Genomic DNA, 25,684 nt, shown 5'->3' with positions numbered 1-25,684 from the left:
GGCTTATTCGTCCCCGGTTGCGCGTTACCGCCCGTTCCCGGATTCCGGCTTCTGCTCGTGCCCCAGATGCAGGGTGTCCTTGACCCGCTCCACCCCTTCGGTGAACACCGCCTTGGCCGTATCGGCCATGACATCGAGGCCCTCGGGGTCGCCCTTGAGCAGGGCCATCCCGGTGTTCTTCGCGAACTCGAAGGCGACCTTCGGAGGCAGCGGTGGGACGCTCTTGCTGGTGTAGGCATCGATGAGGGTCACCCCCCGGTGGGCGAAGGCGACATCCCAGGCGGCGGCGACCTCGTCATCGCTCCTGACTTGGATCCCCTGGAAGCCCAGGAGTTCGGCGTAGCCGGCATAGTCCATGGTCTCCACGTCCTGGGAAGCCGGCCACAGCGGGTTGCCGTCCTCGGTGCGCATCTCCCAGGAGACCTGGTTGAGGTCGTCGTTATGCAGGACCAGGATGATCAGCTGCGGGTTCTGCCACCGCGAGAGGTACTTCTTGATCGTGATGAGCTCGTTCATGCCCAGCATCTGGAAGGCGCCATCGCCGATCGTGCAGATGACGCTGCGCTCGGGGTGGGCGAATTTCGCGGCCGTGGCATAGGGCATCGCCGCCACCATGGTGGCCAGCCGTCCGGAGAGGTCCCCCATCATCCCTTCGCGCAGCCGGATGTGGTGGCCGTACCAGTCGGCGGTCGAGCCCGCATCGGCGGTGACGATGGCGCGCGGGGGAAGACGCTGGTTGAGCTCGTGGTAGACCCGGCGCGGGTTCACCCCGTCGTCGTAGGAGACCATGGCTTCGGCCTCCATCTCCGCTTCCCATTCCTTCATGCCCGCCGCGACACGCTCCTGCCAGGAGAAGTCCGTGGTGGCCTGCAGATGGGGGATCAGGGCGGTGAGGGTCTCCTTCACGTCCCCCCAGAGGTTCAGCTCGGTGGGGTAGCGCAGCCCCATCTGTTCGGGTTTGAGATCGACCTGGACGGCCCGGGCCTGCCCTGATTCCGGCAGGAACTGGGCATAGGGGTAGTTGGTGCCCAGCAACACCAGGGTGTCGCAGTCGGCCATCTGCTCCACGCTGGGCCGCGATCCCAGCAGTCCGAGCTGTTGGGAATGGTGGGGCACCTCGGAGGGGATGACTTGTTTGGCCCGCAACGCGGTGATGATCCCGGCGCCCCGGAGTTCGGCGGCCTTCAGGACCTCGGCGGTGGCCCCGTTGGCGCCGTGCCCGACGAGGAAGCTCACCTTGGAGCCGGCGTTGATGATCTCGGCGGCCTTGAGGATCTCACTGTGGGCAGGGACGACGGCGGTGGAGGGGGCGACGGCGCTGGAGCGCGAGACCCAGCTCTGCGGGCGCAGTGCGGGCATCTTCTGGTCCTGGACATCGTGCGGGAGGATGACGACGGCGGGGCCCAGCCGGACGCGGGCGGTGCGGAAAGCGGTGTCCACGACGGCCTGGGCCTGTTCGGGGGAGACGATCGTCTGCACGTGGACCGCAACATCCGCCAACGCCCGTTCCAGATTGCTGACCTGCTGGCCGAAGGTGCCCAGCGCGTTCAGCCCCTGTTGTCCCACGAAGGCCACGACGGGCTGGTTGTCCATCTGGGCGTCGTAGAGCCCGTTGAGCAGATGGAACACCCCGGGGGAGGAGGTTGCCACGCAGACCCCCACCTCGCCGGTGAACTTGGCGTGGGCAGTGGCCATGAGCGAGCAGATCTCCTCGTGGGTCGGACGGATGTAATCCACCCCGTCGTCCTCACGCTCCGCCTGGCCCAGGGCGCCGTCGAAGGCGCCGATCCCGTCCCCGGGGAAACCGAAAACGCGGCTGACCCCCCAATCCCTGATGCGCTCGATCACGAAGTCGCTGACCGTTCCTGCCATGGGAGGTACCTCCTGGAGATTGTTGCCGTGGCCCGGTGGGGATTTTTTCAGCTTCCTCGGAACCGACGCAAACTTCAAGGGCCCCCCAGTAGGCTGTAGCGGTGGATCTTCAACTCCTGGCCGTGGCGGCCTCCCTGGTGTTCATCGGTGCCGTCGCCCAACGGGTCGCCGGGCTGGGATTCGCCATGCTGGCCTCACCGTTCCTGGTGTTGCTGCTCGGCCCCCATGAGGGGGTGCTGCTGGTGAACATCTGCGGCGTCGTCTCCTCCACGCTGATCACCCCGCGGGTCTGGAAGGACATCAACTGGTCCGCGTTCCGCTGGCTGGCCGCCTTCAGCGTCGTCGGCTCCGTCATCGGGGCGCTCATCGCCACCCGGCTGGAGTCCGCGGTCCTCTCCCTGTCGGTGGGCATCATCGTGCTGATCGCCCTGCTCCTTTCGCTGGGCCTCTCCCGCTCCAGCGTCGCCGTCGGAGGCCCCGGCATCCGTTCCGCCGCCGGGGCGCTGTCGGGGCTGACCAGCTCCATGGCAGGGGTCGGTGGCCCGGCGGTCAGTGCATACGCGGTCCTCACCCGTTGGGATCAACGCTCCTTCGCCGCCACCATGCAACCTTTCTTCGCGGTCACCGGAACCGTCTCCGTGGTGTCGAAGGTCCTCCTCGCCCCGGAGCAGCAACTCATCCTGCCCTGGTGGTACTGGGCGCTGATCGTCCTGGCGATCGTGGTGGGGATCTTCGGCGGTGAACGACTCCAGCGCCACGTCCATGACCGTCATGCCCGGGCATTCATCCTGATCATCGCGTTCGTCGGGGCCTTCGCCGCCATCGCCAAGGGCTGGTTCGGCCTGCTCTGAGCCGGCCGCCCGGCCAGGGCCGCCGGCCGCGGGGGCCGGCAATGCCCTGGGCCCGGTCCTGCTAGTTTCGCCGGGCGACGATGACGGTGTCTTCCAGGTCGACGACGGCGCCCTCGGGGCCGGTGGCCTGCCGCGGCCTGGCCTCCGCGGTGACGACTGTCCACCGGTCCTCGTCGAGTCCGAGGAGTTCGAGTTCCTCGGCGGGGGTGGGGAAGTCGTGGGGGCCGTGGGAGGTGGGGGCCTCGCCGGGATCGTGCCGGTGCCGGGACCAGGGTGGCATGGCGGCATGGGAGACGATCAGCAGGGTGCCGCCGGAGGCCACGGCTTCGGCGGCCCGGCGCAGGACCTCCCCGCGGGGCAGGTCCACCGGGGAAGCCAGGAAGCAGGCGGAGACCAGATCGTAGGTCCCCGGAGGGAAGTCCTCGCCCAGATCGACCTGAAGCCAGTTGACGTCTTCGGCGCCCAGGCCGCGGGAGCGGGCCTCCTGGGCGGCCCGTCCGAGGGCCGTGGTGGAAATATCCGCCCCGGTGACCGTCCAGCCGGCCTCGGCCAACCAGAGCGAATCCCCGCCTTCCCCGCAGCCCAGATCCAGGGCGCTGCCCGGTTTCAGCGGGGAAACAACGTCCACCAGGGCCCGGTTGGCAGCCCCGCTCCAGATCCTTTCGCGCTCGCCGTACCGGGCTTCCCAGAAGGCGCGCGGCTCGATGGGCGCCTCGTCGTGGTGGTGTTGGTGCTCCATGTCGGTGCTGCTCCGTTCGTTCATGCCGCGTGAACCTGCTGTGCTGCGTGGTTGAAATCCTCGGTCACCAGATCCATGTTGACCATGCTGCCAGCCATCGTGCCCGCCGACATGCTCATCGGCACATTGGCCATCGGGGCGACGAGGTTTCCGGCAGCCCAGATCCTCGGGTGACTGGTTTTGCCGGTGGGATCGGCGGCGATGAAGCTGCCAAAAGGTGTCTGCTCCCGCGTCAAACCCAGTCCGTCAAGGTAGGCGTCCTGGGGGTGGAGTTCACCGGCGGTGAAAAGGGCGTCGAGGTTCCGTTGCCCGCCGTCTACCATCCGCACCCCGGTGAGGGCCCCGGCGTCGTTCCTGAGGATGCCGGTGACCTGCCGGTTGTCGATCACCACGTCCCGGGAGGCCAGGGTGGTGGCCAGTGCGTCGTCGATGGGCCCGGCGCCGGCGCTGAAGAGGACGACGTCGTCGCTCCACTGGCGGATCAGCTGCGCCTGGTGCAGGGCCATGGGCGAGGTGGCCAGGATGCCGAGGCGTTGACCGCGGACCTCCCAGCCGTGGCAATACGGGCAGTGCAGCACATCGGTTCCCCAGCCCGCGGCGAGGCCGGGCAGCGGCGGGAGTTCATCGCTGATTCCGGTGGCGGCCACGAGGCGGCGGGCAGCATGGTGCCGGCCCTGGGTATCGGTCACGGTGATACCGGCGTCGGTTGCCACGACGGTTGCGGCTGCCGCCGTGCCGAACTGGACGCCATAGCCGGCGACCTCGGAACGGCCGCGGGCCAAGAAGTCCTCGGGGGCGGTGCCGTCGTGGCCCAGGACACCCTGGATCCCTGCGGCGAAGCGGTTGCGCGGGGTGCCGGTGTCCAGGACGAGCGTGCTGCGGAGCGAGCGGCCGAGCATCAGTGCTGCACTGAGACCCGCGGCGCCAGCGCCGATGATGATGACGTCGTAGTTGCTGTTGGTTTTCATGCTTCTACTGTGGAACCCCCACTGCTATGATGGCAAATATCTTTGCAGAAACAGCAAGAAGGGAAAGATGTGAAGGATACGGTTCTCGAGCAGATCGGCCCCCGACTCCGGGCTGCCCGGGTGAAGCAGGATCGGACGCTGGAGGATCTGGCCTCCAAGACCGGCATATCGGTGTCCACGCTCTCGCGGCTTGAATCGGGCAAGCGCCAGGCCAGCCTGGAACTGCTGTTGCCGCTGACCCGAGCGCTGCGCATCGGCATCGACGAGCTCATCCCCGCCGAGGTGCCCGACCCGCGCGTCCGCCCCACCCGCAGCATGCACCACGGCATCCAGACCCTCAGGCTGTCTCCGCCGAACTCGCCCACGCAGACGTTCAGGATGACCTATCCGGGACGCCAAGTCATGCCGGAGCCCCGCGTGCATGATGGATACGACTGGCTGTATGTGCTCTCCGGGAAATTGCGCCTGCTGCTGGGGGATCGGGACCTGGTGCTCGAACCCGGGGAGGCCGCCGAATTCGATACCCGGATCCCGCACGCCATGGGATCGGCGGATGGCCGATCCGTGGAGGTGCTGAGCATTTTCGGGGGAGACGGCGAACGCATCCACACCAGGGTTTCCGACGGCGACCGACCCGGCGACTGATCCGCCGGCCCTGCCCTCGGACGGCTGGCCGAGGCACGGCCCCGTGCAGGATACTAGGGGAGCACCCCGGCGAGCTGCCGGGCGGAGGCGAGGAGCGGAGCCCGGACATGACCGAACGCTATGTGAAGATCTGCGGGTTGAGCACGCCCGAAACCGTGGCTGCCGCCGTCCAGGCCGGGGCCGATGCCCTGGGATTCATCTTCGCCCCCGGCAGTGTGCGGACCGTGGAGCCGGGGGTGGTCCGCCAACTGATCAACGACGTCCCCGCAACGGTCGAAACCGTAGGGGTTTTCCGCAACCAGCCCCTCGATGTCGTCCTGTCCACCGCGGCAGCGGCAGGAGTGTCCACCGTCCAATTGCATGGTGATGAACCCCTGGCCGATATCCGCGCCGCCCAGGAGGCTGGTTATCGCACCCTGCGGGCCTTCTCCGCCCCGGCGTATGCCGCCCTGTCCTCGGCCGATCGCGCCGAGTGGGCCGCCGAGCGGATCCTGCTGGACGCCGTCGACCCCGGGGCCGGTGAGACCTTCGACCCCTCGGTGCTGGCCGGCCGGGCCCCTGAGGGATTCTGGCTGCTGGCCGGAGGGCTCACCGTGGACAATGTCGCGGCCCTGCTGAACAGCTCGGGGGCCACGGGCGCCGACGTCTCCAGCGGGGTGGAATCCCGGCGCGGGGTCAAGGACACCGGGTTGATCCGCGCCTTCATCGCCGCAGCACGGTCGGCGGCCGGCTGAGACGGTCGCCGGTCCACCGAAAACCCTTGCCCGAGAAACAATTTGCAGTTAGTGTGCAAATTGTTCGGGTTGCTCGACCCGCCAGTTCCCCCCACCACAGGATGGCAGCGTGAAAAACGGTATGACGGTCACCAGCGACTACTTCCTGCTCGACGAGGAACTCGACGATGCGGAGATCGCCCTGCGCGACAGGATCCGAGCCTACGTCGATACGGATGTCCTGCCCATCATCAACGGGTACTGGGAACGGGCCGAGTTCCCGCACCAGCTACGCCCCGGGCTGGCGGGCCTGGGCATCATCGGCGGCACCATCGAAGGGTACGGGTGCCCGGGGTTGAGCCGCCGGGCGGCAGGAATCGTCGCCCGCGAAATCTCCCGCGGCGACGGCTCCATCAACACCTATATCGGCGTGCACTCATCGCTGGGCATGGGGACCATCGCCATGCTCGGCAGCGAGGAACAACGCCAACGCTGGCTGCCGGAGATGGCCACGCTTCAGCGCACGGGGGCGTTCGCGCTCACCGAACCAGAGCACGGATCAGACTCCGTTGCCCTGGAAACCAGCGCCCGCCGCGAGGGCGGAGAATGGGTCCTCAACGGGCATAAGCGCTGGATCGGCAACGGGGATGCCGCCGATATCGTCGTCATCTTCGCCCGTGACGCGGCCGACGGCCAGGTCAAGGGATTCGTCATGGAGAAGAACGACGACGGTACCTACCCCGCAGGATACGAACCCACCGTGATCACCGGGAAAATGGGCAAACGGGCGATCCGGCAATCCGATATCGTGATCTCGGAACTGCGCGTTCCCGCGGCCAACCAACTGGAGAACTGCCACTCCTTCCGCGATGTCTCCCGGGTACTCACCGCAACCCGTGGCGGCGCCGCCTGGGAAGCGGTAGGCCACGCCATGGCCGCCTACGAAATCGCCGCCACCTACGCCGGTCAGCGCGAACAATTCGGCCAACCGATCGCCAGCTTCCAATTGGTGCAGAACAAGCTGGCCAATATGCTCTCCGAGCTCACCGCCATGCAATTGATGTGCACCCGGATGGCCGAGCTGGCAGAGACCGACCGACTCACCGGTCCGATGGCCTCCATGGTCAAGATGTCCACCGCGCAGAAGGCCAAATGGATCTGCAACGAGGCCCGGGACATGCTCGCCGGGAACGGTGTACTCATCGAACGCCATATCGCCCGGCATCTGACCGATATGGACATTGTCAGCACCTATGAAGGGACCGACTCGATCCAGTCGTTGTTGGTCGGCCGGGACATCACCGGCATCTCAGCCTTCAAATAACCCTGCCGCCGAATCAATAGCCTGCCAGTACCTGCACCCCACCGGAAGGGCTCCATGACCGACCGCAGCTCCCGCCCCGCGCCCCGGGTCGCCCTCTCCCGGCACGACGACGTCGTCCTGCTGACCCTGTTGGCTCCGCCGGTCAACGCCCTGGGGCAGGCGGCCCGCACGGCGATCGCCCAGGCCCTCGATGACGTGGCGGATCTGTCAGGTGTGCGCGCCGTGGTGCTCACGGGCACGGAGAAGGCGTTCTCCGCCGGCGCCGACATCACCGAATTCGGTGGCTCCACCGACGGGATCTCGCTGCCCGAACTCGTGGACCGGATCGAGTCGTTGGCCCTGCCGGTGACCGCAGCCATCTCCGGGGTGGCCCTGGGCGGGGGGCTGGAATTGGCGATGGCCGCCCACAGGCGGGTCGCCCACCCCGAGGCCCTGGTCGGGCTGCCGGAAATCACCTTGGGGCTCATCCCGGGGGCCGGCGGCACCGGGCGGCTGCCGCGACTCGTCGGGCCCGAACGGGCACTGGCCATGATCCTGACCGGAACGCGCGTCGGTGCAGCCACTGCCGAAGGTGACGGGCTCATCGACGCGGTTCTTGATGGTGGGGATTTCTCCTGTGCCGCCGTCGCCTGGGCGGCTTCCCGGCTCGACGAGGAGCCCGGAACCGAGTCGACGCCCCCCACCAGAACCCGTGACCTGAACCGGCGGATCGCCGAAGCTTCAGCCGTTCCGGGAACCATCGAACGCCTCGCGGCCCCGGCACTGCGCAAGGCCAAGGACCCCTTCGCGGCCCGGGCGGCAGTGGACTCCCTCGCCGCAGGCATCGAGCAGGGATTCGACGCCGGGGCGGAGCTCGAACGCGAGAAGTTCCTGGAGCGGCTGGCCAGCGACGAATCGGCGGCCGGTCGCCACCTCTTCGCCGCCGAACGGGCCAGCCGCACGCCCCGGGCCCTCGCCACCGCCCCGGGAGAAACAGCCGCCCGCGACGTGCGGCGTGCCGGAGTCATCGGTGCCGGGACCATGGGCGGGGGCATCGCGTTGGCCCTGGCCACCGCGGGGGTTCCGGTCACCGTGGTGGAAACCTCTGCCGAAGCCCTGGACCGCGGCCTGACCCAGGTCCGGGCGACTCTGGACGTTTCGGTCTCCCACGGCAGCCGCAGCCCCCAGAGGGCCAACGAACAATTTGCTCGCATCAGCGGAAGCCTCGACTACGCCGACCTGGCCTCGGCAGACCTCATCATCGAAGCGGCCTTTGAGGACCTGGACGTCAAAAAAGAGATCTTCGCCCGACTGGATGCCCACGCCAGCGAGGACGCAGTACTGGCCACGAACACCTCCTACCTCGATGTGGACGCACTCGCCGCCACCACGGCCCATCCCGGCCGCGTGCTGGGAATGCACTTCTTCAGCCCCGCGAATGTGATGGAACTGGTGGAAGTCGTCCGGGGGGAGGCCACCGAGACCCGGGTTCTCGCCACAGCGGTTTCCTTGGCCCGGCGGCTGGGCAAATGCCCCGTCGTGGTGGGGGTCTGCCATGGGTTCGTGGGCAACCGGATGCTCGAAGTCCGCGCCCGCCAGGCCGAGGCCTTATTGCTGGAAGGGGCGCTTCCGGGGCAGGTCGATGACGCGTTGACCGGTTTCGGTTTCCGCATGGGCCCGTTTGCCATGGCCGATCTGGCCGGGCTGGATATCGGTTGGCGCAACCGCCAGGCCCGGGGCACCACAGCTGCCGTCAGTGACGCGCTCTGCGAGGCCGGCAGGTTCGGGCAAAAGACCGGAGCAGGTTTCTTCGCCTACCAGGGCCGTGAGCGTCAGGAGGACCCCGCAGTCACCGACATCATCGAAGCTGCCAGCGCCGAACAGGGGATCGAACGCCGGGAAATCGACTCCGCGGAGATCCTCGAACGGCTGCTCTACCCGATGATCAACGAAGGTGCCCGGATTCTCGCCGAGGACATCGCCGAACGCCCCGGGGACATCGACCTCATCTGGGTCAAAGGCTATAACTGGCCCGCCCACCGGGGAGGGCCCATGTTCTACGCCCAGCAGATCGGGTGCGCCCGGATCGCCGATCGGCTCCGCCAGCACGCCCGGGCCACCGGGGATCCGACGCTGGAACCGGCCCCCTGGCTGACCGAGGCGACCCCGGACGGCCAGGGCGCCCCGGGAAATGGTCGAGCATGAACGACGTGGACGGCCGCAGCGCCCGGGCCGAACGCACCCGCTCCCAGATCGTCGACGCCCATTTGGGGCTGATCACCGACGGGAAACTCAAACCCACCGCCCGCCAGGTGACTGAACGCGCGGGGGTGTCCCCCCGGACGCTCTGGGGCCACTTCACCGATATGGAGGCGGTGATGGCCGCCTCCGCCCGCCGACAACTCGATGACCGGGCCTCGGCCTTCACCCCGCCGCCCGAGGGCACCGGCCTGCCCGCACGCATCCAGGCCTACGCGCGCCACCGGGCCGCAGCCTTGGAGGAACTGGCACCACTGGCGCGGGCAGCCGATGTGCAACGCCCCTTCTCACCCGTGCTGCAACAGAATCTGCGTCAGAACCTGGAGAGAATTCGCGCAGAAATCGAAGCCCATTTCGCCGAAGAACTTGATCGGCATGAGGCGGGGGAGCGGGAACGACTCGTCGCGGCCCTGGTCGTCGTCTCCGACTGGGCCAGCTGGCAACTGCTGCGCCAGTACCTGGAACGTTCCGTTGCCGACGCCAGAGCAGTGCTGGAAACCTCGGTGGCCGCCCTGCTGGCAGCCCCATCCGTATCGGATCCCAGGAAGAAAAACCCGGCATGACAGCATTATCCCTCGCCGCCGTTCTGGAAGGGTCGGCGCGCAAGTATCCGCAGAAGACGGCAGTGATCAGCGAAGGAACGTCCTACACCTACGCACAGCTATGGGGCCAAGCGCTTCAACAGGCGGCCTCGTTGGCCGGTGCCGGGATCCGCGCCGGTGACGCGGTGGCCATCATGAGCCCCAACGTCGTGGACTTCCCACGTTCCTATTATGCCGTGCTCGCCGCCGGCGGGGTGGTCGTACCGGTCCACCTGCTGCTCACCGTCCCGGAGGTCGTGCACGTGCTGGCCGACAGTGGCGCCACGATGCTGATCTGCCACCCCTCCTTCCTGCCGGTCGGAGGTCCCGCGGCCGCGGAAGTGGGGATCCCGGTGGTGACCAGCACCTGGCCACAGCAGGACGCGGAAGACCCGGGCCTGGACGCTGGACTGGAACCGGCGAAGCTGGCCCACTATGTGGCGCGTGAAGCCGAGGACCCCGCCGTCGTCTTCTACACCTCGGGGACCACCGGCACCCCCAAGGGGGCCATCCTGACGCAGGTGAACATGGTGATGAACGCGACCGTATCGGCGGTGGACGCCAACGACGTCCACTACGACGACGTGGCGCTGGGCTGCCTGCCGCTCTTCCACGTCTTCGGGCAGACCGCGAGCATGAACGCAGTCTTCCGGCTCGGCGCCACCCTGGTGCTGCTGCCCCGGTTCAGCGGCGCCGGGGCGCTGGGGTTGATCCGCGAGCACCAGGTCGACGTCTTCCATGGTGTGCCGACCATGTTCCACCAGCTGCTCGCCTCCGCCGAGGGCGAATCCGAACTACTGAGACTCAGGCTTTGCGTCTCCGGGGGAGCTGCCATGGCGCAGACGTTGATGGAGCGGTTCAACGCCGCCTTCGACGTGACCATCTTTGAGGGCTACGGCCTCTCGGAAACCTCACCGGTGGTCTCCACGAACACCCCTAACGCCGGTGTGAAACCGGGCACCGTGGGGCCGGCGATCTGGGGTGTCGACGTCATGATCAGCGACCGCACGACCCCCGAGACCCTTGCCGAACTGCCCCATGGCGAACTGGGTGAGATCCTGGTGCGCGGGCATAACGTCTTCGCCGGCTACCTCGGCAACGCGGAAGCCACCGAAGCGGCGATGATCGAGGGCTGGTTCCGCACGGGGGACCTGGGCACCATGGACGACGACGGCTTCATCACGGTGCTCGACCGCACCAAGGACGTCATCATCCGCGGCGGATTCAACGTCTACCCGCGAGAGGTCGAAGAGGTCCTCTCCCGCTGCCCCGGCATCGAGCAGGTAGCGGTCATCGGGGTTCCCGACGAGGAACGCGGCGAGGAGATCTGTGCCGTGGTCATCAGGGATACCGGGGACGACGGCGCAGAGCCCACCGCGGAGGACATCATCGCCTGGAGCAGGACCCGGCTGGCCAAGCATAAATACCCGCGGCGCATCCGCTTCGTCGGCCAGTTCCCGCTGGGGCCCAGCCATAAGATCCTCAAACGCGAACTGCGCCGCGATGTGGCGGGGGAGTAGCTCACGGTTCCGGGCATGGGGTTCCCACACCGATGCGGATCACACCACAGGTTGGTCAGTAAGGTGAGCCTAAGCTAATATGTTTGCGTGATGTCCAATAAACCTAATGTCATGCTCACGGCCGACGGGTTGAACCTGCGCTACGGAAGCACCGACGTCGTCCACCATGCGTTCCTCACGCTGGAACCCGGCCGCATCCTGGCGCTGGTGGGCCCCAACGGCAGCGGCAAATCGACGCTCCTGCGCGCTTTGGCCCGGCTGCATGATGCCGAGTCAGGGGCCCTGCAGCTGGAAGAAGCCAGTGCCAGCACCGATGCCCTGGCCCTCAAACGTAGTGAGTTCGCCCAACGGGTGACCTTGCTGGCGCAAAGCCGTCCGGTCCCGAACGGGCTCAGTGTGCGCGACGTCGTGGAATTCGGCAGGCACCCCTATCGGGGACGCTGGCGGGCGGCCGACCCCGACGGGGCGGCAGCGATCGAACACGCCATGGAGCTGACGGGGATCACCGAGCTGGCGAACCGCGGTGTCCATGAACTCTCAGGAGGTCAGCTCCAACGCGTCTGGCTGGCCAGCTGCCTGGCCCAGGACACCTCGATCCTGCTGCTCGACGAGCCGACCAACCATCTGGACCTGCGCTATAAGGTCGAAATCTTCGACCTGATCCACGATTTGGCACGCGACCATCAGGTGGCCATCGGCGTCGTCCTCCATGACCTCGACGAAGCCGCCGATATTGCCGACAGCATCGCCGTCCTCTCCGAAGGCCGCATCCTCGCCAACGCCCCGGCCGAGCAAGCCCTGGAATCCGGGCTGCTGAGCAGGGTCTACGGCATCGACGTCGTCACCCATACCGACCCGTTCACGGGACGGCTTCGCACCCACGCCCTCGGCAAACGCGCCGGCGCGCTCGTCTAACCTGCCGGCTTCACGCCCGCCGCCCGCCCCGGCGGTGGAACACCCCTGCCTCCGACCACCGATCCGAAGGAACCCCTGCCCCATGAAGCTCCTGCGCCCCCTGCTCATCCTGACCACTGCGACCCTGCTGCTGACCGGTTGCGGTACCACCGAAGAACCCGCCGGGAGCACCGCTGACGGTCAGGCCCCGGCCGAGTCCGCCGGCCCGGTCACCCTGACGGACACCCGTGGAAAAAAGATCGAACTCGACGCGCCGGCCACCCGGGTCGTCGGCACCGAATGGGTTGTCGTGGAGGACCTGGTCGCCCTGGGAGTGATGCCCGTCGGGGTGGCCGACGTCAAGGGCTACACCGACTGGGTGACAGCCGAACCCCTGGACGATACGGTCACCGACATCGGCACCCGGGGCGAGCCCAGCTTCGAGACCGTTGCTTCGCTGGACGCGGATCTGATCGTGGCCACCACGGATCTGCCGGAGAACGTCATCGCCCAGCTCGAGGACCTGGCCCCGGTCTTCGTGATCACCCCGGCCGATGCCAGCCGGCAAATCGACCAGGCCACCGAGAACCTGGACCTGATCGCCCAGGCCACCGGCACCGAGGAAGCCGCCGCGGCGACCATCAACGACTACGAAAAGGCCGTCGCCGAGGGGCGGGACACCCTCGCAGATGCCGGGCTGGACGGGGCCCGCGTGGCCTTCACCGACGGTTGGGTCGCCGACGGCCAGGTGTCCCTGAGGCCCTATCCCGCAGGATCGTTGCTGACGGATATCAATACCGAGCTGGGCCTGGAAGCACCATGGACCCTGGAGGGCGACCCCGCCTATGGGCTCGCCACGACCGACGTCGAGGCGCTGACCAAACTAAAAACCGACCATTTTGTCTACATCGGCAGCCCCGTCGACGGGGACTTCACCGACGCGCTGAAGGATAATGCGGTGTGGACGTCACTGCCTTTCGTCCAGGACGGGAACGTGGAGCGCCTCGATGACGGGATCTGGATGTTCGGCGGCCCCTCCTCGATGACGCAATACGTCAAGTCCCTGGTCTCCACCCTCACCGCTTCCTGAACGCCGGATGAGTCTCGACACCGAACGGGCCTCCCCGCCCCAGGACCCAGAACGGCGGACGACGCCGGGACGCCGGGGCCGGGGGATCGCCGTGGTCGCCGCCAGCGGGCTGGGCCTGCTGGTCCTGCTGGGGCTGATCCACCTGGGCCAGGGCACCGCCACCGTGGGGGCGGCCGATCTGCTGCGGATCCTGAGCGGGGAAGGCACCGACCAGCAGACCGCCGTCCTGCAGGCCTCACGCATTCCGCGGTTGCTGGCCGGGTTGCTCGTCGGGGTGGCGCTGGGATTCGCCGGGGCCGGGCTGCAATCGGCCACCCGCAACGTGCTGGCCTCCCCGGACACCCTGGCGGTCGACGCCGGGGCCCATCTGGTCATCGTCGCCGTCGCGGCCTTCGGGGTGGCCCTGCCTTCGCTGGCCTCCGGCGGGCTGGCCTTCATCGGCGGTCTGGCCGCCGCCCTGCTGGTCCTGGGGCTCTCCGGGGCGGGAGGTTCCGGCAGCGGCGGGCCCATGCGTCTGGTGCTGGCCGGAACCGCCATCGCGCTGGGATTGTCCTCGGTGACCTCGGCGCTGTTGCTGCTCTTCAACCAGGAAACCACCGGGCTGCTGGCCTGGGGCAGTGGCAGCATCGGGCATACCAGCAGCACCGATCTACGCGAATTCTCCCCGCTGATCCTGCTCGGTGCGGTGGGTCTGCTCCTGCTGGCCCGCCGGTTGGATCTGCTTTCGCTGGGCGATGATGCCTCCCGGCTGGCGGGAGCCGACCCGCGGGCCGGACGAATTGCCGCCGTCGTTCTGGCGGTCCTGCTCGCCGCCTGTTCGGTCACCATTGCCGGCCCCATCGGCTTCGTCGGGCTCTGTGCCCCGGCGATCGTGAGGTTGCTGGCCACGAGGGTCGACGGACTCATACGACACCGGGCGTTGCTGCCGGTCTCCGGACTGGTCGGGGCCATCGTGGTGATCGGTGCGGATGTGCTGGTGCGCCTGATCCTGGGGGCCGCAGCCGGGGTGGAGGTGCCCACCGGAGCCGTCACCACGGTGTTCGGGGCGGTGTTCCTGGTGGTGCTGGCCTACCGGATGAGAGATGCCGGAACGGCCATGATGGGCGATACCCTGGCGAAGCTGAGGTCTCCGGCCAGGTATCTGGCGGTGGTGGCCGGGCTCGTGGTCCTGCTGGTGGGCTTGCTCGGGGCCGGGGCGTTGCTGGGGGACGCAAAACTGTTGCTCGGGGATCTGTCGAACTGGCTGATGGGGAACGCGGGCCCGACGGTCACCGCCGTCCTGAACACCCGGCTGCCGCGGGTTGTGGTGGCCTTGTTGGCCGGGGCCGCCCTGGCGTTCGCCGGCGCCCTGATCCAGGCCATCTCACGTAATCCCTTGGCCGAACCCGGTTTGCTCGGCGTCTCCGCGGGTGGGGGACTGGCGGCCATTGCGGTGATCACCACGGTGCCGTTGGCCGGGGCCTGGCTGATCACCGGCTCGGCGCTGGCGGGTTCGACCCTGACCGCCGTGTTGGTGTTCGGGTTGGCCTTCCGCGGTGGGCTGCAACAAAACCGGTTGGTCCTCATCGGCGTCGGGATCTCCGCCGGGCTGGCGGCCCTGGTGGCCATCATCCTGGTCTCCACCGACCCGCATAACCAGGCCAAGGCGTTGACCTGGCTCTCCGGCTCGACCTATGGGCGCAGCTTCGACTCGGTGCTGCCGCCCCTGGTGGCGCTGCTGCTCGCGCTGCCGGTGCTGGCCGGGGCGCGTCGTGACCTGGACCTGCTGGCCGTAGATGACGATTCGCCGCGGGTCTTGGGCATCAGCCTGGCCCCGGCGAGGTTGGTCCTGCTCGCCACGGCCGTGATGCTGACGGCCGGCGCCGTGTCATCGGTGGGGGTTATTGCCTTCGTCGGTCTGGTTGCACCGCATGCGGCCAGGAGCCTGGTCGGATCACGCCATGCCCGGGTTCTGCCGGTTGCCGCGTTGCTGGGGGCCTGCATGGTGGTGTTGGCCGATACGATCGGGCGTACGGTCATCGCCCCGGCGCAAATCCCCGCGGGCATCATGACCGCCCTGGTGGGGACCCCCTATTTCGTGTATCTGCTGTGGAGGTCCAAGGCGGGGCAACGGTAGGGCAGTTTCATTCGGCGAGCAGACCGGCGTGCTTGTTGGCGTAGCGGCGGGCCTTGCGCACCTGGCGCATGGTGCGGGGCACCAGAACCGCCACGAAGATCACCAGCAGGATCAGGAAGAGGATACCGAAGAAACCGCCCTGACCCACGAGGGCTTGGCGGGCGAAGATCGTGCCCGTCGAGGCAAAGAGGTAACCGAAACCGTAGGTCTGCAACGGGACGGACACCGGCAGGACCGAGGCGACGCGGGCGGCGTGGATCTGCTCCTGTCCGTCCAGGTCCATCTCCCGACCGCGCAGGACCACCTGGTTGATCCTTTTCAACTGCTCCTGGCTGTTTCCTGCGGCACGCAGCAGTGCCTGCCCCACGGACGTCGCGGAGAAGATGGCCGTGAAGGCGGCGGCCAGAAACAGCGCCTGGAGGTACCCGAGCAGTGTTTCAAACGCCGCGGCGGGTGGATCGGTGGCGCCGAACCAGGCGAAGACGGCGACGCTGATCGCCAGCCCACCGCCGAGGACGGCGCCGATCAGGGCGAACCTGCGGGCGAAGATGACCGGGGTGGCTTCCGACCAGGAGGCGATGGCCCGTCCGCCACGCAGCGGGTCCGGTGTGGAGAAGGCATCCCTGAGCCGCCACCAGAGCGGGAACCCCAGGATCACCAAGAGCCCCAGCCCGGTCACCAGGGCAGGAACCGGGGACCCGGGCGCCAACTGGCCGGCGCCCAGGGCCGCGAACAGGACGAGCACGGTTCCGCTGATGGTGTAGGTCAGGAAGAACCACGTTTTCATCGGTCCTCCACGTTGGCGCTTGAGCGTTCGGCGAGAGGACGGGGAAGGTTTTCGCTGGCGTAGTGGCGGGCCCGACGTAACTGCCCGGCCACATAGGGGATCCGGATGAGGGCGAGCAGAAGAAGCAGGGCCGGGAGGAGGAAGTCGAAGATGTCGCCCTCGCCCAGCGCGATGTTCCTGCCGAAGCCCACGGCGAGGAACGCGAGGAAGAAGGTGATGCCGAAGCCCCGTAGACGCAGCCTGAGCGGTGCCACGATCGCCACGCGGAGGGCCACCAGTCGATCGTGCTCGGTGAGGGGGAGGTCCTTGCCGCCCAAGGCCACCTGGTTGATCCGCTTCATGGACTTCCGGGAGTCACCGACCGCGTCATGGGAGGCGGTATCCAACGGCACGGAGGTGATGGTGAGCGTGAAGGCCGTCAACACGAAGAGCCCCTGGACGATGTAGGAGAGCACCTCCAACGCCTGGTCCGGTGGCTCGTGGGCACCGGTCAGGGCGAAGACGATGACGCTGATCGCCAGGGCCACCCCGAGGAGGATTCCGGTCCGGGCGAAATTACGGGCGAAGACCTCAGAGGCCGTATCCGCGGTCCAGATCTGCTCCGGAGGGCCGCCACCCAATGGGTTGGGTTCCGAGAAGGCATGCCTGAGCCGCCACCAGAGCGGCGCCGCGAACAGCAGCAACAGGCCCAAGCCGGACAACAGGGCCGGAGCCGGGGAGGCCGGGGCCAGCTGGCCGGCGACCTGGGTCCCGAGCAGGACCACGGGCGTTGCCAGCAGGAGGTGGAGTTGGAAGAGGGTGGGTTTCATCTGGAGGACTGTTCTCCCGTGGGTCGGCGATGGGGCCGAGGGTAGGCCTCGTGCCCCGGGCGTCTGGGCGTTCAGTGGGCGGGCTGGGGCGTGTTGGTGCGGGCGTAATGGCTGGCATGGCGGATCTGCCGGGCCAGATGGGGAAGGTAGATGAGTACGACGACGCCCATGAAGACCAGGAGCACGGCGGGCATCACCTGGCGTTCACCGGTCAGGAGCGTCTCGATGAAGGCGGTGGCGAAATAGCCGTAGAGGTAGAACAACCCGAATTTCTGCAACGGCAGGACGACCGGGACGACGAGCGCCATGCGGTTCGCCGCACGCCGTTGAGGGTCGGTGAGGTCGACGTCCTTGCCGCCCAGGACCGCCTGGTTGATCCGGGGCATCTCCCCGGGGGCGGCTTCGGCGGCGTTGCGCAGGGCGCTGTTCAACTCGAACGTGACGATGATGGTCGTGAGGCCGGCCACCACAAACACCATCTGCAGTTGGAAGGACAGGGACCCCAACGCTTCGGGGGACAGATCGGTGGCGCCGGTCAGGGCGAAGGCGATGACGCTGACGGCCAGCCCCGTGCCGAGGATGGCGCCGACCAGGGCGAATTTATGGCCGACCAGCTGCCGGGCCTCGGCGGTCCAGAACAGGGCGGAACCCTCGCGGCGTCGGATGCTGGCCACGGACAAGGCCCGCCGGAATCCCCACCAGAACAGCGAGCCGAGGACCACGAGCAGGCCCAGGCCGGCCACCATCGCAGGCACCGGCGACCCCGGGGCCGCCTGGCCTGCACCGTAGGTCGCGCACAGGACGGCCAGGGTGCCGGCGATGGTGGCGACGAGGAAGGCTGCGACTTTCATTATTGGGTGGAACTCCCGCTGGTCGAGGTGCCCGGAGGCTGGTTCTCTCCACGCTACTGCCAGGCCGCTCGGTCGGCGACCTTGGCTGCCCGGGGTCTTGATGGGAACTGCACGGAACTCGATCATCAGTCCGCCGTCGTCAACGTCCACCCGACAGGGCAGGGAGGTGCCCGGCGCACCATGACGGGCGAGTAACGCACAGCGCGGGGCAGGTCCCGCGAGCCGACCTGGGTTCAATGGGTCACCTGGATGCACCGATCAGGGACTCCTCCTGCCGGTACCAGTGGATCCAGTGGCCCGGTTCATCAGTGGGGTGGGTACCTGATGATTCTCGACTTCAGCCGTGGAAACCCCGGGCCCGAAGGAACTCTCGTCGAGCTTGCGGTACTTGTTCCGAACCGCAATGCGTGCAGAACAAACGAGTACGCCCACGGTGAGCACGACGATGAGGATCGAAAGGCTCGTGAGCTCAGCAATATTCAGCGAAGCGATATCGATGTTCGAATTCATGCCCATGCTCGCTGCCCCCCCACAGTGAAAGAAAACCGCGGCTTCAGCCTACGCCTCTCAGTTGGGGGGGAGGCCGGTCATCCGCCACGGGCCGCGCGCCCGGAGGCGACTGATGAGGAGAATCAAGGGGGATGAGTTCATGACTCTGGAAGGGCGGGGTAGTGCAGCCGGGATGCGGTGACGGACCCGGAAGTCACGGCGGGGAGACATGCGTCGTCTTGGCTTGCTGCAGCGAGGTGAGCATCGCCTTGATCTGCAGGTATTCTTGGGTGCGGGTGTAGGCCTCCAGCCGCTTCGTCCCCTTCAGCTTCGAAGACACCCCGGCCAGCGGGGTATCCGGTCCGATCTCCCGGCGGAACACGCCGCTGCCGCCCACATAGGAAAAGCGGCGGGGCAGGGCGGAGACTTCATCATCGGATTCCTCCTGCGGGCTCAGGGCCATCGAGGCGTCCGAACCGTCCTTGCCCAGTGCGTCGTAGACGAATGCGTGGTCCTCGATGAACGTCGGGGCCGAATCGAACCTGGTGTAGGGCCGGTCCTGATCGCCGGTTTCCGCCTCCGCCATCGGGGCGTCGCCGGAGACGAACTCCGCCATGACCTTGCCCTCTTCATTCAGGACCCGGAGGTGGCCGGCCTCGGGGCGGTGGGCCAGCAGGGGATCGACCTCCAGCTTCTCCACGGTCCAGGTCGGTGGCGCCTCGAACTCGAAATAGCCATCGGCCACGGAACGCACCAGCATCCGGATCCGGGTCGAATCGGTGGCCGCGGCACTCGGGGTGGCGGTAGTGCTCTCGGGGGGTGGCGTATGGGGTCCGGGTGCGGGTGCGGCGCAGGCCGTGAACAGGACCAGCGATACCAGTGCCACGACGCAGCGTGCCACGGGACGGCGTGGTGAAAAGTTCATCGTTTCCCCTGGAGTGACCTCCCGGTACTCGGCGGCCCGGGACACAAGACGTGATGATCCGCATCCTATGTAGAACGGGTGGAAAAATCTGCTTACCCACGAGTACGTGACCATCTGAAGTCGTCAACGGTCCTCCGGGTGGTCTACCGAAGCCTGGAGTTTGTCACCACGCATAGGATGGAAGGCCCGAAACTTCTTCAAGGAGAAAACCAAACATGACTGTTTTGATGGCCGGATGTGGCGATGTGGGGACCGAAGCAGGACTACGCTTCGCCGCGCTCGGACATCGCGTCGTCGGCTGGCGGCGTTCGCCCGAGGTGCTGCCCGGGGCCATCGAGCCGGTGGTCGCGGACCTGACCGGCGAATTGCCTCCCGTGCCGGCTGACACCAGCATCGTGGTCGTGGCGCCGGCGGCGGGGGCACGCAACGCGGACGCCTACCGGCAGGTCTACCGGGAGGGGCTGGCCAACGTCCTGAATGCACTCGAACGTGACGGTGTGCGCCCCGAACGCATCATTCTGGTCTCTTCCACGGCGGTCTACCCCAACGTCGACGGGGCATGGATGGACGAGGTAAGCCCCGTGGATCCGCCAACAGCCACGGCCGCGGTGCTCTGTGAAACCGAAGAGCTGCTGGCCGCCCGTGCCCCCCAGGGCACCGTGCTGCGCCTGTCAGGTATTTACGGGCCCGGCAGGACGCGCCTGATCGACCAGGTACGCACCGGGGAGGTCGACCCGTCCGTCCCCGGGCTCTATACCAACCGCATCCACCGCGACGACGCGGCAGGAGCGATCGTGCATCTGGCCACCGCCGTGGATGCGCCGGGCCCGCTGTATCTGGGCGTCGACGAGGAGCCGGTCAGCCAGCTGCAGGTGCTCTCCTTCCTCGCCGGACGCCTGGGGATGCCCTGGCAGGAAGCACCGAACCCGGGGGAGCCGGCAGGAAAACGCCTGCGGGGCGACCTGCTCCGTGCCAGCGGCTACACGTATTCCTATCCGAGCTACCGGGAAGGCTATGCGGCGGTGCTCGAGGGGTCCGGGGTCCGCCACCCGTGATGACCACCCCGGCCGGAACCGGCGGCCTGGTGCTGCTGGTCAATCCGAACACCAACGAGGACACCACCGCCCTGATGGCCGACATCGCCGGGCGGGAGCTGGCCGGCTCGGGATATGAACTGCGCGCGGTCACGGCCCGCTCCGGACCACGGATGATCCTGGACTCCGGGGCCCTGGCCGAGGCAGCGACCGAAGTCTGCCGCACCGTCCACGAGATCCTGGCCTCGGACCAAGGCAGCCGGGTGGCCGGCGTCGTCGTGGCGGCTTTCGGGGACCCGGGCCGTGGCCGGTTGGCCCGGGAACTGGGGATCCCCGTCGTCGGCATCGGCCAGGCATCCATCCTGGCCGCGGCCCGGGGCGGCCGACGGTTCGGGATGGCCACCACCACTCCTCGTCTGGTTTCCTCTTTGGAACGGCTCGCCGACGAGCATGCCGAGGCGGGGCTTTTCTGCGGGGTCGAGACCACTGCCGCGGGCCCGTTGCAGCTGGCCACCGACCCCGAGGCACAATTCGCCGAACTGCAGAGCGCGGCACTTCGATCCTGGGCGGCCGGCGCCCGCGCCGTCATCATCGCCGGGGGACCGTTGAGTGAGGCGGCCCGTCGGCTGGCCACGGGCGGTGCCGTGGAGATCATCGAACCCATCCCCAGTGCCTGCGCCCTGATCCGCGAACGCCTCTGAGGGTGTGTTCTTCACCACCGGGGAACGCCCCGGCGGAAGATTAGGGCATTACAGTTCCCTGGCCTGGCGGTGCCTGCGCACCCGGGTCCTGTTCGCGCAGCCGCGTTGCGGGCAGAAACGTGCCGAGGCGTTGCGGGTGCGGTCGGCGAAGTAGCGGGAGCAGTCGGATGCTGCGCAGCTGCGCAGCCGTCGCGGGGAATGCCGCAGGATGAAGTCCATGAGTCCGGCAGCGCATTCGGCGGCGACGTGCCGCCACAGCAGGTCTCCCGGAATGTGGTGGTCCAGATGCCAGTCGTGCCCGTCATGGTTGGAAAGCCGTGGGGTGCACCCTCCCTCGGCGGCCAGGGAATTCAGTGCCGGGGCGGCCTGGCCGATCTCGGCGGCGTCCATCACCACGCGCAGTTGCCCCCGGACGGCCCGCAGATGGGCGGCATCGTCGTCGGTGGCCGGGCGGCGCGCCGCCACATGGTGTCTGGCCAGTAGTTCGGCCACGTCCGCCGAATCGCGCAGCCGGTCATCATCGGTCGCCGCCGTGTTCACGAGGTCGACGGCGAGGTCAACCGCCCACCCTTTGTAATGCTCAAACTCGTTATTGGCCATGTTGAAAGGGTAGCAGGGTCCTTCTAGGCTGGTCGGGCCCCACCACCGAAGGACGACGATGAACCCAGCAGAGACCGCACCATCGACCGCCGCACCATCGACCGCTGCACCATCGACCGCCCAACCCGGCGCCGGAACGGCACCGGAGGAGCCCTCCGCGGCCCCGCACCGTTCGCTGGTGCCGTTGTGGTTCGCCGCGGTAGCCGTCGTCGTGGTGGGCCTGAACCTCCGCCCGCCGATCACCGCCGTGGCCCCGTTGATCGGGCAGATCCAGGAATCGCTGGGCTTCTCCTCGGCCATCGCCGGGCTGGTGACCTCCACCCCGTTGCTCAGTTTCGTCCTGCTCTCCTCCCAGGCACCACGGATCGGACGCCGCTTCGGCATCGAACGCACGATTTCCGGTGCACTGGTCATCATCCTGGCCGGCACCGGGCTGCGGATGCTGCCGGGCACCGGATTCCTCTTCGCCGGGATGGCGCTGGTCGGCGTGGGCATCACCTTCGGCAACGTCCTGCTCCCGGCCCTGATCAAACGCGACTACGCCGGACGCACCGGGATCCTCACCGGGCTGTACACCACCGCCCTGTTCACCGGCCCGGCAGCGGCCGCCGGCCTGACCTTGCCGCTGCAGCGCGCATTGGGCCTGGACTGGTCCGGTGCGCTGGCCCTCTGGGGGGTCCTGCCGATCATCGGCCTGGTCGTCTGGATGCCTTTCCTGCGCGGAAGCAAGCAACCGGCCACCGGTGCCGGACACCTTCAAACGCACGACGGCGGGGTCTCCGTCTGGCGCCAGCCGTTGGCCTGGGCGGTGACCGTGTATTTCGCGGTGCTCTCCCTGGTCTTCTATACGGCCAACGCCTGGTTGCCCGTGATCCTCATGGATGCGGGGATGCCTGCCGCCGCAGCCGGCAACGCCCTGTCGATCGCCAACCTGGCGGCCATCGTTCCGGCCCTGATCTCCTCGATCGCCGTGGCCCGCCACCATTCGCAGATCGGCGGGGCCGTGGCAGGGACCCTGTTGACCGTCGCGGGGATCATCGGTGTCTTGGTGGCGCCCACCGGGCCGACCCTGCTGTGGATGCTGCTGATGGGCGTGGGCTTCGGGATCATGACCGGCGTCGGCTTCTCGTTGCCGTTGCTGAGGGCCCGCGGCGGCTCGGCAACCGCTGAACTGGGCGCCATGTCCCAGACCATCGGCTACTCCATGTCGGCCAGCGGACCGCTGTTGGCCGGGGTGCTGCACGACCTCACGGGCAGCTGGACGACGTTGCTCTGGGTCCTGCTCGTGGCCCTGGTCGTCCAACTCCCGGCGGGGATGGTGGCGGGGCGCAGCGGCTACGTCAAGCACTGATCCGTTCCAGGACCAGTGCCAGGGCCGGCCAGGCGCTGCGACCGCGCCGGATGCGGGCGAAGGCGCGGAGCCTGACCTCTGGATCATGCAGTTCCAGGATGGTGATCCCTTTCCGGGGCAGCCGGTTTCTGGGGAGCAACCCGACGCCGAGACCAGCCAGGATGAGGTCCTCGACCAGGTCCAGGCTGTCGGACTGGTGGCGCAGCGCCGGTTCGAATCCGGCCATCGAGGAGATGATGCGCAGCACCGTCTCGTCGGCGATATTGCGTGAATTCCCGATCCAGTCGTGGTCGCGGAACGCCGAGAAGACCGTGGCCGCATCCGGGGCGGTGGTCCCCGACCTGTCTTGGGTGCCTGTGGCGGGAAGGAACCCGAACCGGTGGGCGGCGGCCGTCGGTACGCCGAGGCCCCACGGGGTGCTCCACAGTGGCAAGGTGTCCACCCCCGCGTCGACCTGGTCGGGCGCCAAGTTGTAGTCATAGGTCAGGGCCAGATCGATCTGGTCCACGCCGAGGAGTTTCAGCGCCTCCGCCGGTTCGTGTTCGAAGACCATGATGTCCATGCCGGGATGGCGCTCGGCCAGTTCGGCGATGATCGGCATCAAGGTCGTGCGGATCGCCGTGGCGAAACCGGCCACTCGCAGGGTCCCCGAGGGGGCCGCCCCCGGAACCAGATCCAGGCGCGCCGAATCGACGGCGGTCAGGATGGCCTCGGCATGATCGGCCAGACGGCGCCCCGCCGGGGTCAGCCGCACCCCGCGACCGTCGGGCTCCAGGAGCCGGGCGCCGGTCTCCCGGGCCAATAAACCGATCTGCTGGGAGACCGTGGACGTCGTGGTCCCCAACAGATCGGCGACCCCGCGCATCGAGCCCATGCGGGAGAGTTCGTAGAGATATTGCAGACGCCGGGTTTCCATTCTTCTATTGTGCAGGAATGCTGGATGATCCGTTGTGGATTGTCACGTGGACGTTGACGGAGTGTTTCCGTTCCAATGGACCCATGAACTCCTCACCCCGCCTGGCGGAGAACTCGGCAGGCACCGGCTCGCTCATGGCGCTCGCCGCGATGGTCTGCGTCCAGTTGGGGTTGGCCGTCTCCGTCGGACTCATCGACACGTTGGGTCCAGCCGGGGTCGCGTGGCTGCGGCTGTCCTGGGCGGCGGTGATCCTGGTCGTGGTGGGACGGCCGTGGAAGGTCACGTACAGCCGGGCCGCCTTGGGGACCAGTGCCTTGCTGGGGGTGGCGACCGGAGGGGTGACGATCTTCTTCATGTTCGCCATCGAACGGATTCCGTTGGGTACTGCCAGCGCCCTGGAATTCCTCGGGCCGTTGTCGGTGGCCATCGTCCAGGGCCGGGGCCCGGCCCGGTGGTGGGCCTTGGTCGCCGGGGCCGGCGTCCTGGGGCTGACCGAACCGTGGTTGGGCGCCACGGACCCGGTGGGGATCTTCTTCGCGCTCTGTGCTGCCGCCTGCTGGGCCGGCTACGTACTGTTTACCCAGAAGGCCGGTGACGCTGTTTCGGGGATCAGTGCCTTGGCGATCTCGATGCCGGTGGCCGGGATCGTCGCCACGCTCGCGGTCGGGCCCTCCGTTCTCGGAAACCTGGACTGGCCGATCCTGCTCTGGGGGTTCGGGCTGGCCCTGCTGTTGCCCGTCATTCCGTTCAGCCTCGAGATGCTGGCCCTACGCAAGCTGACCACCGCCGCCTTCGGGACCCTGATGTGTCTGGAACCGGCGATCGCCGTGCTGATCGGGCTGACCATCCTGGACCAGGTCCCGCGTCCGGCAGCGGTCATCGGGATCGTCTTGGTCATCGCCGCAGGGATCGGCGCCACCAGGACGGGCCAACGACGCACGAACCTCGAAACCGACGCGGTCATCGGCGCAGGATGAAGATCCCGTCGGGTCCCTGAGGCGGATCCGGCGTGCCGGGTGCCGAGAAAACAGCGACCGACCAAGGAGAACCGGCGTCGAACGGGCCCAGATGCCAGTCGGCATAGCGCTGAACCAGCTTCAGGCCGGCTGATGCCGCCGCCTGATCCTGGTCTCCGGGCCCGCCGCGGATCGCGCTGGTGGTTCCGATGACCAGCGTTCCACCGGGATCCAACAGTTCGGCCACGTGCCCGATGACTTCCTCGAGTTCTGCTTCGGAGAGGAACGCCGGGACGTTTCCCGACATGAGCACGACATCGTAGGAGCCGGGGAGACCCTGGCGAACCAGCTGTGACGGGGCGATCTCCACGGCGCCGAGAGGACGAAACCACGAGGGCTCGTAGAGCTCGACTGCCACGTCGAGGACTGCGGGGGTGGGATCGATCCCGTATGCCGCATGGCCTCTGCCGCGCAAGGCAGCAACGGCAGTGCCGATCCCACAGCCGACGTCGAGGATCCGGGCGCCGCGACCGCTGATCATGTCGAGGAACCGGGCCTCGACCTCCATATCGACGCCGGACAGGACGAGGTGCCGCATCTTCGCTGCGTAGTTGAGGTAGTCGGGCTGGGGGATCATCGACCCAGTCTGACATGGGGGCATTGAACCGTGGAGCTGTGAGTGCCCGCAAGCCAGGCCCCCAAGGGCACGAGGGG

25 protein-coding genes are annotated in these 25,684 nt (G+C 67.8%); 14 read left to right on the top strand and 11 right to left on the bottom strand.

The window, feature by feature from the left end; translation table 11 throughout:
- Positions 1-24: 24 nt before the first annotated feature.
- The gene (locus ACT3UE_RS06780) at positions 25-1,872 is read right to left on the bottom strand and encodes a thiamine pyrophosphate-requiring protein (protein ID WP_444566464.1); all 1,848 of its coding nucleotides are present in this window, start codon (positions 1,870-1,872) and stop codon (positions 25-27) included.
- Positions 1,873-1,973: 101 nt separating this feature from the next.
- Between ACT3UE_RS06780 and ACT3UE_RS06775 the strand changes: the two genes are divergently transcribed.
- Complete coding sequence (locus tag ACT3UE_RS06775; RefSeq protein ID WP_444554952.1) at positions 1,974-2,723, top strand: sulfite exporter TauE/SafE family protein; 750 nt, start codon at positions 1,974-1,976, stop codon at positions 2,721-2,723.
- Between the two features lie 61 nt (positions 2,724-2,784).
- Here the strand turns inward: ACT3UE_RS06775 and ACT3UE_RS06770 are convergent, their stop codons facing one another.
- The gene (locus ACT3UE_RS06770) at positions 2,785-3,486 is read right to left on the bottom strand and encodes a methyltransferase (RefSeq protein WP_444554953.1); all 702 of its coding nucleotides are present in this window, start codon (positions 3,484-3,486) and stop codon (positions 2,785-2,787) included.
- Positions 3,483-4,430: an NAD(P)/FAD-dependent oxidoreductase gene (locus tag ACT3UE_RS06765; protein WP_444561257.1), complete on the bottom strand. Its 948-nt coding sequence runs from the start codon at positions 4,428-4,430 to the stop codon at positions 3,483-3,485. Before ACT3UE_RS06765 ends, ACT3UE_RS06770 begins: the two co-directional genes overlap by 4 nt.
- A 69-nt stretch (positions 4,431-4,499) precedes the next feature.
- On the opposite strand from ACT3UE_RS06765, the gene ACT3UE_RS06760 reads away from it, so the two are divergent.
- The 9 genes from ACT3UE_RS06760 (at position 4,500) to ACT3UE_RS06720 (ending at position 15,551) form a co-directional block, all read left to right on the top strand.
- Positions 4,500-5,075 carry a helix-turn-helix domain-containing protein gene (locus tag ACT3UE_RS06760; RefSeq protein WP_444554955.1) on the top strand — a complete coding sequence of 192 codons (576 nt, stop codon included), beginning with the start codon at positions 4,500-4,502 and terminating at the stop codon, positions 5,073-5,075.
- Between the two features lie 107 nt (positions 5,076-5,182).
- A complete protein-coding gene (locus ACT3UE_RS06755) occupies positions 5,183-5,809 on the top strand; it encodes a phosphoribosylanthranilate isomerase (protein ID WP_444566463.1) in 627 nt (208 codons plus the stop codon).
- 109 nt (positions 5,810-5,918) lie between these two features.
- Entirely contained in the window at positions 5,919-7,112 is a 1,194-nt protein-coding gene (locus tag ACT3UE_RS06750; RefSeq protein WP_444566462.1) for an acyl-CoA dehydrogenase family protein, read from the top strand.
- 54 nt (positions 7,113-7,166) lie between these two features.
- On the top strand, positions 7,167-9,296 hold the full coding sequence (locus ACT3UE_RS06745; RefSeq protein WP_444566461.1) for a 3-hydroxyacyl-CoA dehydrogenase NAD-binding domain-containing protein: 2,130 nt from the start codon (positions 7,167-7,169) through the stop codon (positions 9,294-9,296).
- Positions 9,293-9,913 (top strand): TetR/AcrR family transcriptional regulator, encoded by a 621-nt coding sequence (locus ACT3UE_RS06740; RefSeq protein WP_444554959.1) that lies wholly within the window; start codon positions 9,293-9,295, stop codon positions 9,911-9,913. The genes ACT3UE_RS06745 and ACT3UE_RS06740 overlap by 4 nt, the downstream gene beginning before the upstream one ends.
- Positions 9,910-11,451, top strand: coding sequence for a long-chain-fatty-acid--CoA ligase (locus tag ACT3UE_RS06735; protein WP_444566460.1), 1,542 nt, complete (start codon positions 9,910-9,912; stop codon positions 11,449-11,451). Before ACT3UE_RS06740 ends, ACT3UE_RS06735 begins: the two co-directional genes overlap by 4 nt.
- Positions 11,452-11,541: 90 nt before the next feature.
- The gene (locus ACT3UE_RS06730; RefSeq protein ID WP_444554961.1) at positions 11,542-12,366 is read left to right on the top strand and encodes an ABC transporter ATP-binding protein; all 825 of its coding nucleotides are present in this window, start codon (positions 11,542-11,544) and stop codon (positions 12,364-12,366) included.
- Positions 12,367-12,448: 82 nt separating this feature from the next.
- Complete coding sequence (locus ACT3UE_RS06725) at positions 12,449-13,435, top strand: ABC transporter substrate-binding protein (protein ID WP_444554962.1); 987 nt, start codon at positions 12,449-12,451, stop codon at positions 13,433-13,435.
- Positions 13,436-13,442: 7 nt separating this feature from the next.
- Positions 13,443-15,551: an iron ABC transporter permease gene (locus tag ACT3UE_RS06720; protein WP_444554963.1), complete on the top strand. Its 2,109-nt coding sequence runs from the start codon at positions 13,443-13,445 to the stop codon at positions 15,549-15,551.
- A gap of 7 nt (positions 15,552-15,558) precedes the next feature.
- On the opposite strand, the gene ACT3UE_RS06715 is transcribed toward ACT3UE_RS06720, so the two are convergent.
- The 5 genes from ACT3UE_RS06715 to ACT3UE_RS06695 form a co-directional block, all read right to left on the bottom strand.
- Positions 15,559-16,338: a hypothetical protein gene (locus ACT3UE_RS06715; RefSeq protein WP_444554964.1), complete on the bottom strand. Its 780-nt coding sequence runs from the start codon at positions 16,336-16,338 to the stop codon at positions 15,559-15,561.
- On the bottom strand, positions 16,335-17,147 hold the full coding sequence (locus ACT3UE_RS06710; protein WP_444554965.1) for a hypothetical protein: 813 nt from the start codon (positions 17,145-17,147) through the stop codon (positions 16,335-16,337). The genes ACT3UE_RS06715 and ACT3UE_RS06710 overlap by 4 nt, the downstream gene beginning before the upstream one ends.
- Positions 17,148-17,218: 71 nt before the next feature.
- Positions 17,219-17,998: a hypothetical protein gene (locus tag ACT3UE_RS06705; RefSeq protein ID WP_444554966.1), complete on the bottom strand. Its 780-nt coding sequence runs from the start codon at positions 17,996-17,998 to the stop codon at positions 17,219-17,221.
- A gap of 258 nt (positions 17,999-18,256) precedes the next feature.
- Positions 18,257-18,508, bottom strand: a complete 252-nt coding sequence (locus ACT3UE_RS06700) for a hypothetical protein (RefSeq protein ID WP_444554967.1) — start codon at positions 18,506-18,508, stop codon at positions 18,257-18,259.
- Between the two features lie 193 nt (positions 18,509-18,701).
- The gene (locus tag ACT3UE_RS06695; protein WP_444554968.1) at positions 18,702-19,412 is read right to left on the bottom strand and encodes a hypothetical protein; all 711 of its coding nucleotides are present in this window, start codon (positions 19,410-19,412) and stop codon (positions 18,702-18,704) included.
- Between the two features lie 215 nt (positions 19,413-19,627).
- Here ACT3UE_RS06695 and ACT3UE_RS06690 point away from each other — a divergent pair, with 215 nt between their 5' ends.
- Both ACT3UE_RS06690 and ACT3UE_RS06685 read left to right on the top strand, forming a co-directional pair.
- Positions 19,628-20,467, top strand: a complete 840-nt coding sequence (locus ACT3UE_RS06690; protein ID WP_444554969.1) for an NAD-dependent epimerase/dehydratase family protein — start codon at positions 19,628-19,630, stop codon at positions 20,465-20,467.
- On the top strand, positions 20,467-21,147 hold the full coding sequence (locus ACT3UE_RS06685; RefSeq protein ID WP_444554970.1) for an aspartate/glutamate racemase family protein: 681 nt from the start codon (positions 20,467-20,469) through the stop codon (positions 21,145-21,147). The genes ACT3UE_RS06690 and ACT3UE_RS06685 overlap by 1 nt, the downstream gene beginning before the upstream one ends.
- A 48-nt stretch (positions 21,148-21,195) precedes the next feature.
- Here ACT3UE_RS06685 and ACT3UE_RS06680 read toward each other — a convergent pair whose 3' ends face one another.
- Positions 21,196-21,747 (bottom strand): CGNR zinc finger domain-containing protein, encoded by a 552-nt coding sequence (locus ACT3UE_RS06680; RefSeq protein WP_444554971.1) that lies wholly within the window; start codon positions 21,745-21,747, stop codon positions 21,196-21,198.
- A 58-nt stretch (positions 21,748-21,805) separates the two neighbouring features.
- Between ACT3UE_RS06680 and ACT3UE_RS06675 the strand changes: the two genes are divergently transcribed.
- Positions 21,806-23,098, top strand: a complete 1,293-nt coding sequence (locus ACT3UE_RS06675; protein WP_444554972.1) for a CynX/NimT family MFS transporter — start codon at positions 21,806-21,808, stop codon at positions 23,096-23,098.
- On the opposite strand, the gene ACT3UE_RS06670 is transcribed toward ACT3UE_RS06675, so the two are convergent.
- Positions 23,088-24,014 (bottom strand): LysR family transcriptional regulator, encoded by a 927-nt coding sequence (locus tag ACT3UE_RS06670; protein WP_444554973.1) that lies wholly within the window; start codon positions 24,012-24,014, stop codon positions 23,088-23,090. The genes ACT3UE_RS06675 and ACT3UE_RS06670 overlap by 11 nt on opposite strands.
- Before the next feature lie 83 nt (positions 24,015-24,097).
- On the opposite strand from ACT3UE_RS06670, the gene ACT3UE_RS06665 reads away from it, so the two are divergent.
- Entirely contained in the window at positions 24,098-24,991 is an 894-nt protein-coding gene (locus ACT3UE_RS06665; RefSeq protein WP_444554974.1) for an EamA family transporter, read from the top strand.
- Here the strand turns inward: ACT3UE_RS06665 and ACT3UE_RS06660 are convergent.
- The gene (locus ACT3UE_RS06660; RefSeq protein WP_444554975.1) at positions 24,975-25,607 is read right to left on the bottom strand and encodes a class I SAM-dependent methyltransferase; all 633 of its coding nucleotides are present in this window, start codon (positions 25,605-25,607) and stop codon (positions 24,975-24,977) included. The two genes, ACT3UE_RS06665 and ACT3UE_RS06660, sit on opposite strands and share 17 nt — an antisense overlap.
- Positions 25,608-25,684 lie beyond the last annotated feature (77 nt).

Origin of the sequence: Arthrobacter sp. 179 (assembly GCF_052379645.1) — a bacterium.
Taxonomy (GTDB): Bacteria; Actinomycetota; Actinomycetes; order Actinomycetales; family Micrococcaceae; genus Arthrobacter_H.
The sequence above is the reverse complement of the archived record's forward strand: the minus strand, read 5'-3'. Positions and strand labels throughout refer to the sequence as shown.

Coding starts and splice junctions, on each gene's coding strand:
- ACT3UE_RS06725 (WP_444554962.1), top strand. CDS start 12,449: ATGAAGCTCCTGCGCCCCCTGCTCATCCTGACCACTGCGACCCTGCTG.
- ACT3UE_RS06770 (WP_444554953.1), bottom strand. CDS start 3,486: ATGAACGAACGGAGCAGCACCGACATGGAGCACCAACACCACCACGAC.
- ACT3UE_RS06670 (WP_444554973.1), bottom strand. CDS start 24,014: ATGGAAACCCGGCGTCTGCAATATCTCTACGAACTCTCCCGCATGGGC.
- ACT3UE_RS06740 (WP_444554959.1), top strand. CDS start 9,293: ATGAACGACGTGGACGGCCGCAGCGCCCGGGCCGAACGCACCCGCTCC.
- ACT3UE_RS06710 (WP_444554965.1), bottom strand. CDS start 17,147: ATGAAACCCACCCTCTTCCAACTCCACCTCCTGCTGGCAACGCCCGTG.
- ACT3UE_RS06675 (WP_444554972.1), top strand. CDS start 21,806: ATGAACCCAGCAGAGACCGCACCATCGACCGCCGCACCATCGACCGCT.
- ACT3UE_RS06665 (WP_444554974.1), top strand. CDS start 24,098: ATGAACTCCTCACCCCGCCTGGCGGAGAACTCGGCAGGCACCGGCTCG.
- ACT3UE_RS06695 (WP_444554968.1), bottom strand. CDS start 19,412: ATGAACTTTTCACCACGCCGTCCCGTGGCACGCTGCGTCGTGGCACTG.
- ACT3UE_RS06690 (WP_444554969.1), top strand. CDS start 19,628: ATGACTGTTTTGATGGCCGGATGTGGCGATGTGGGGACCGAAGCAGGA.
- ACT3UE_RS06765 (WP_444561257.1), bottom strand. CDS start 4,430: ATGAAAACCAACAGCAACTACGACGTCATCATCATCGGCGCTGGCGCC.
- ACT3UE_RS06680 (WP_444554971.1), bottom strand. CDS start 21,747: ATGGCCAATAACGAGTTTGAGCATTACAAAGGGTGGGCGGTTGACCTC.
- ACT3UE_RS06735 (WP_444566460.1), top strand. CDS start 9,910: ATGACAGCATTATCCCTCGCCGCCGTTCTGGAAGGGTCGGCGCGCAAG.
- ACT3UE_RS06745 (WP_444566461.1), top strand. CDS start 7,167: ATGACCGACCGCAGCTCCCGCCCCGCGCCCCGGGTCGCCCTCTCCCGG.
- ACT3UE_RS06715 (WP_444554964.1), bottom strand. CDS start 16,338: ATGAAAACGTGGTTCTTCCTGACCTACACCATCAGCGGAACCGTGCTC.
- ACT3UE_RS06730 (WP_444554961.1), top strand. CDS start 11,542: ATGTCCAATAAACCTAATGTCATGCTCACGGCCGACGGGTTGAACCTG.
- ACT3UE_RS06755 (WP_444566463.1), top strand. CDS start 5,183: ATGACCGAACGCTATGTGAAGATCTGCGGGTTGAGCACGCCCGAAACC.
- ACT3UE_RS06720 (WP_444554963.1), top strand. CDS start 13,443: ATGAGTCTCGACACCGAACGGGCCTCCCCGCCCCAGGACCCAGAACGG.
- ACT3UE_RS06700 (WP_444554967.1), bottom strand. CDS start 18,508: ATGAATTCGAACATCGATATCGCTTCGCTGAATATTGCTGAGCTCACG.
- ACT3UE_RS06705 (WP_444554966.1), bottom strand. CDS start 17,998: ATGAAAGTCGCAGCCTTCCTCGTCGCCACCATCGCCGGCACCCTGGCC.
- ACT3UE_RS06780 (WP_444566464.1), bottom strand. CDS start 1,872: ATGGCAGGAACGGTCAGCGACTTCGTGATCGAGCGCATCAGGGATTGG.
- ACT3UE_RS06685 (WP_444554970.1), top strand. CDS start 20,467: ATGACCACCCCGGCCGGAACCGGCGGCCTGGTGCTGCTGGTCAATCCG.
- ACT3UE_RS06660 (WP_444554975.1), bottom strand. CDS start 25,607: ATGATCCCCCAGCCCGACTACCTCAACTACGCAGCGAAGATGCGGCAC.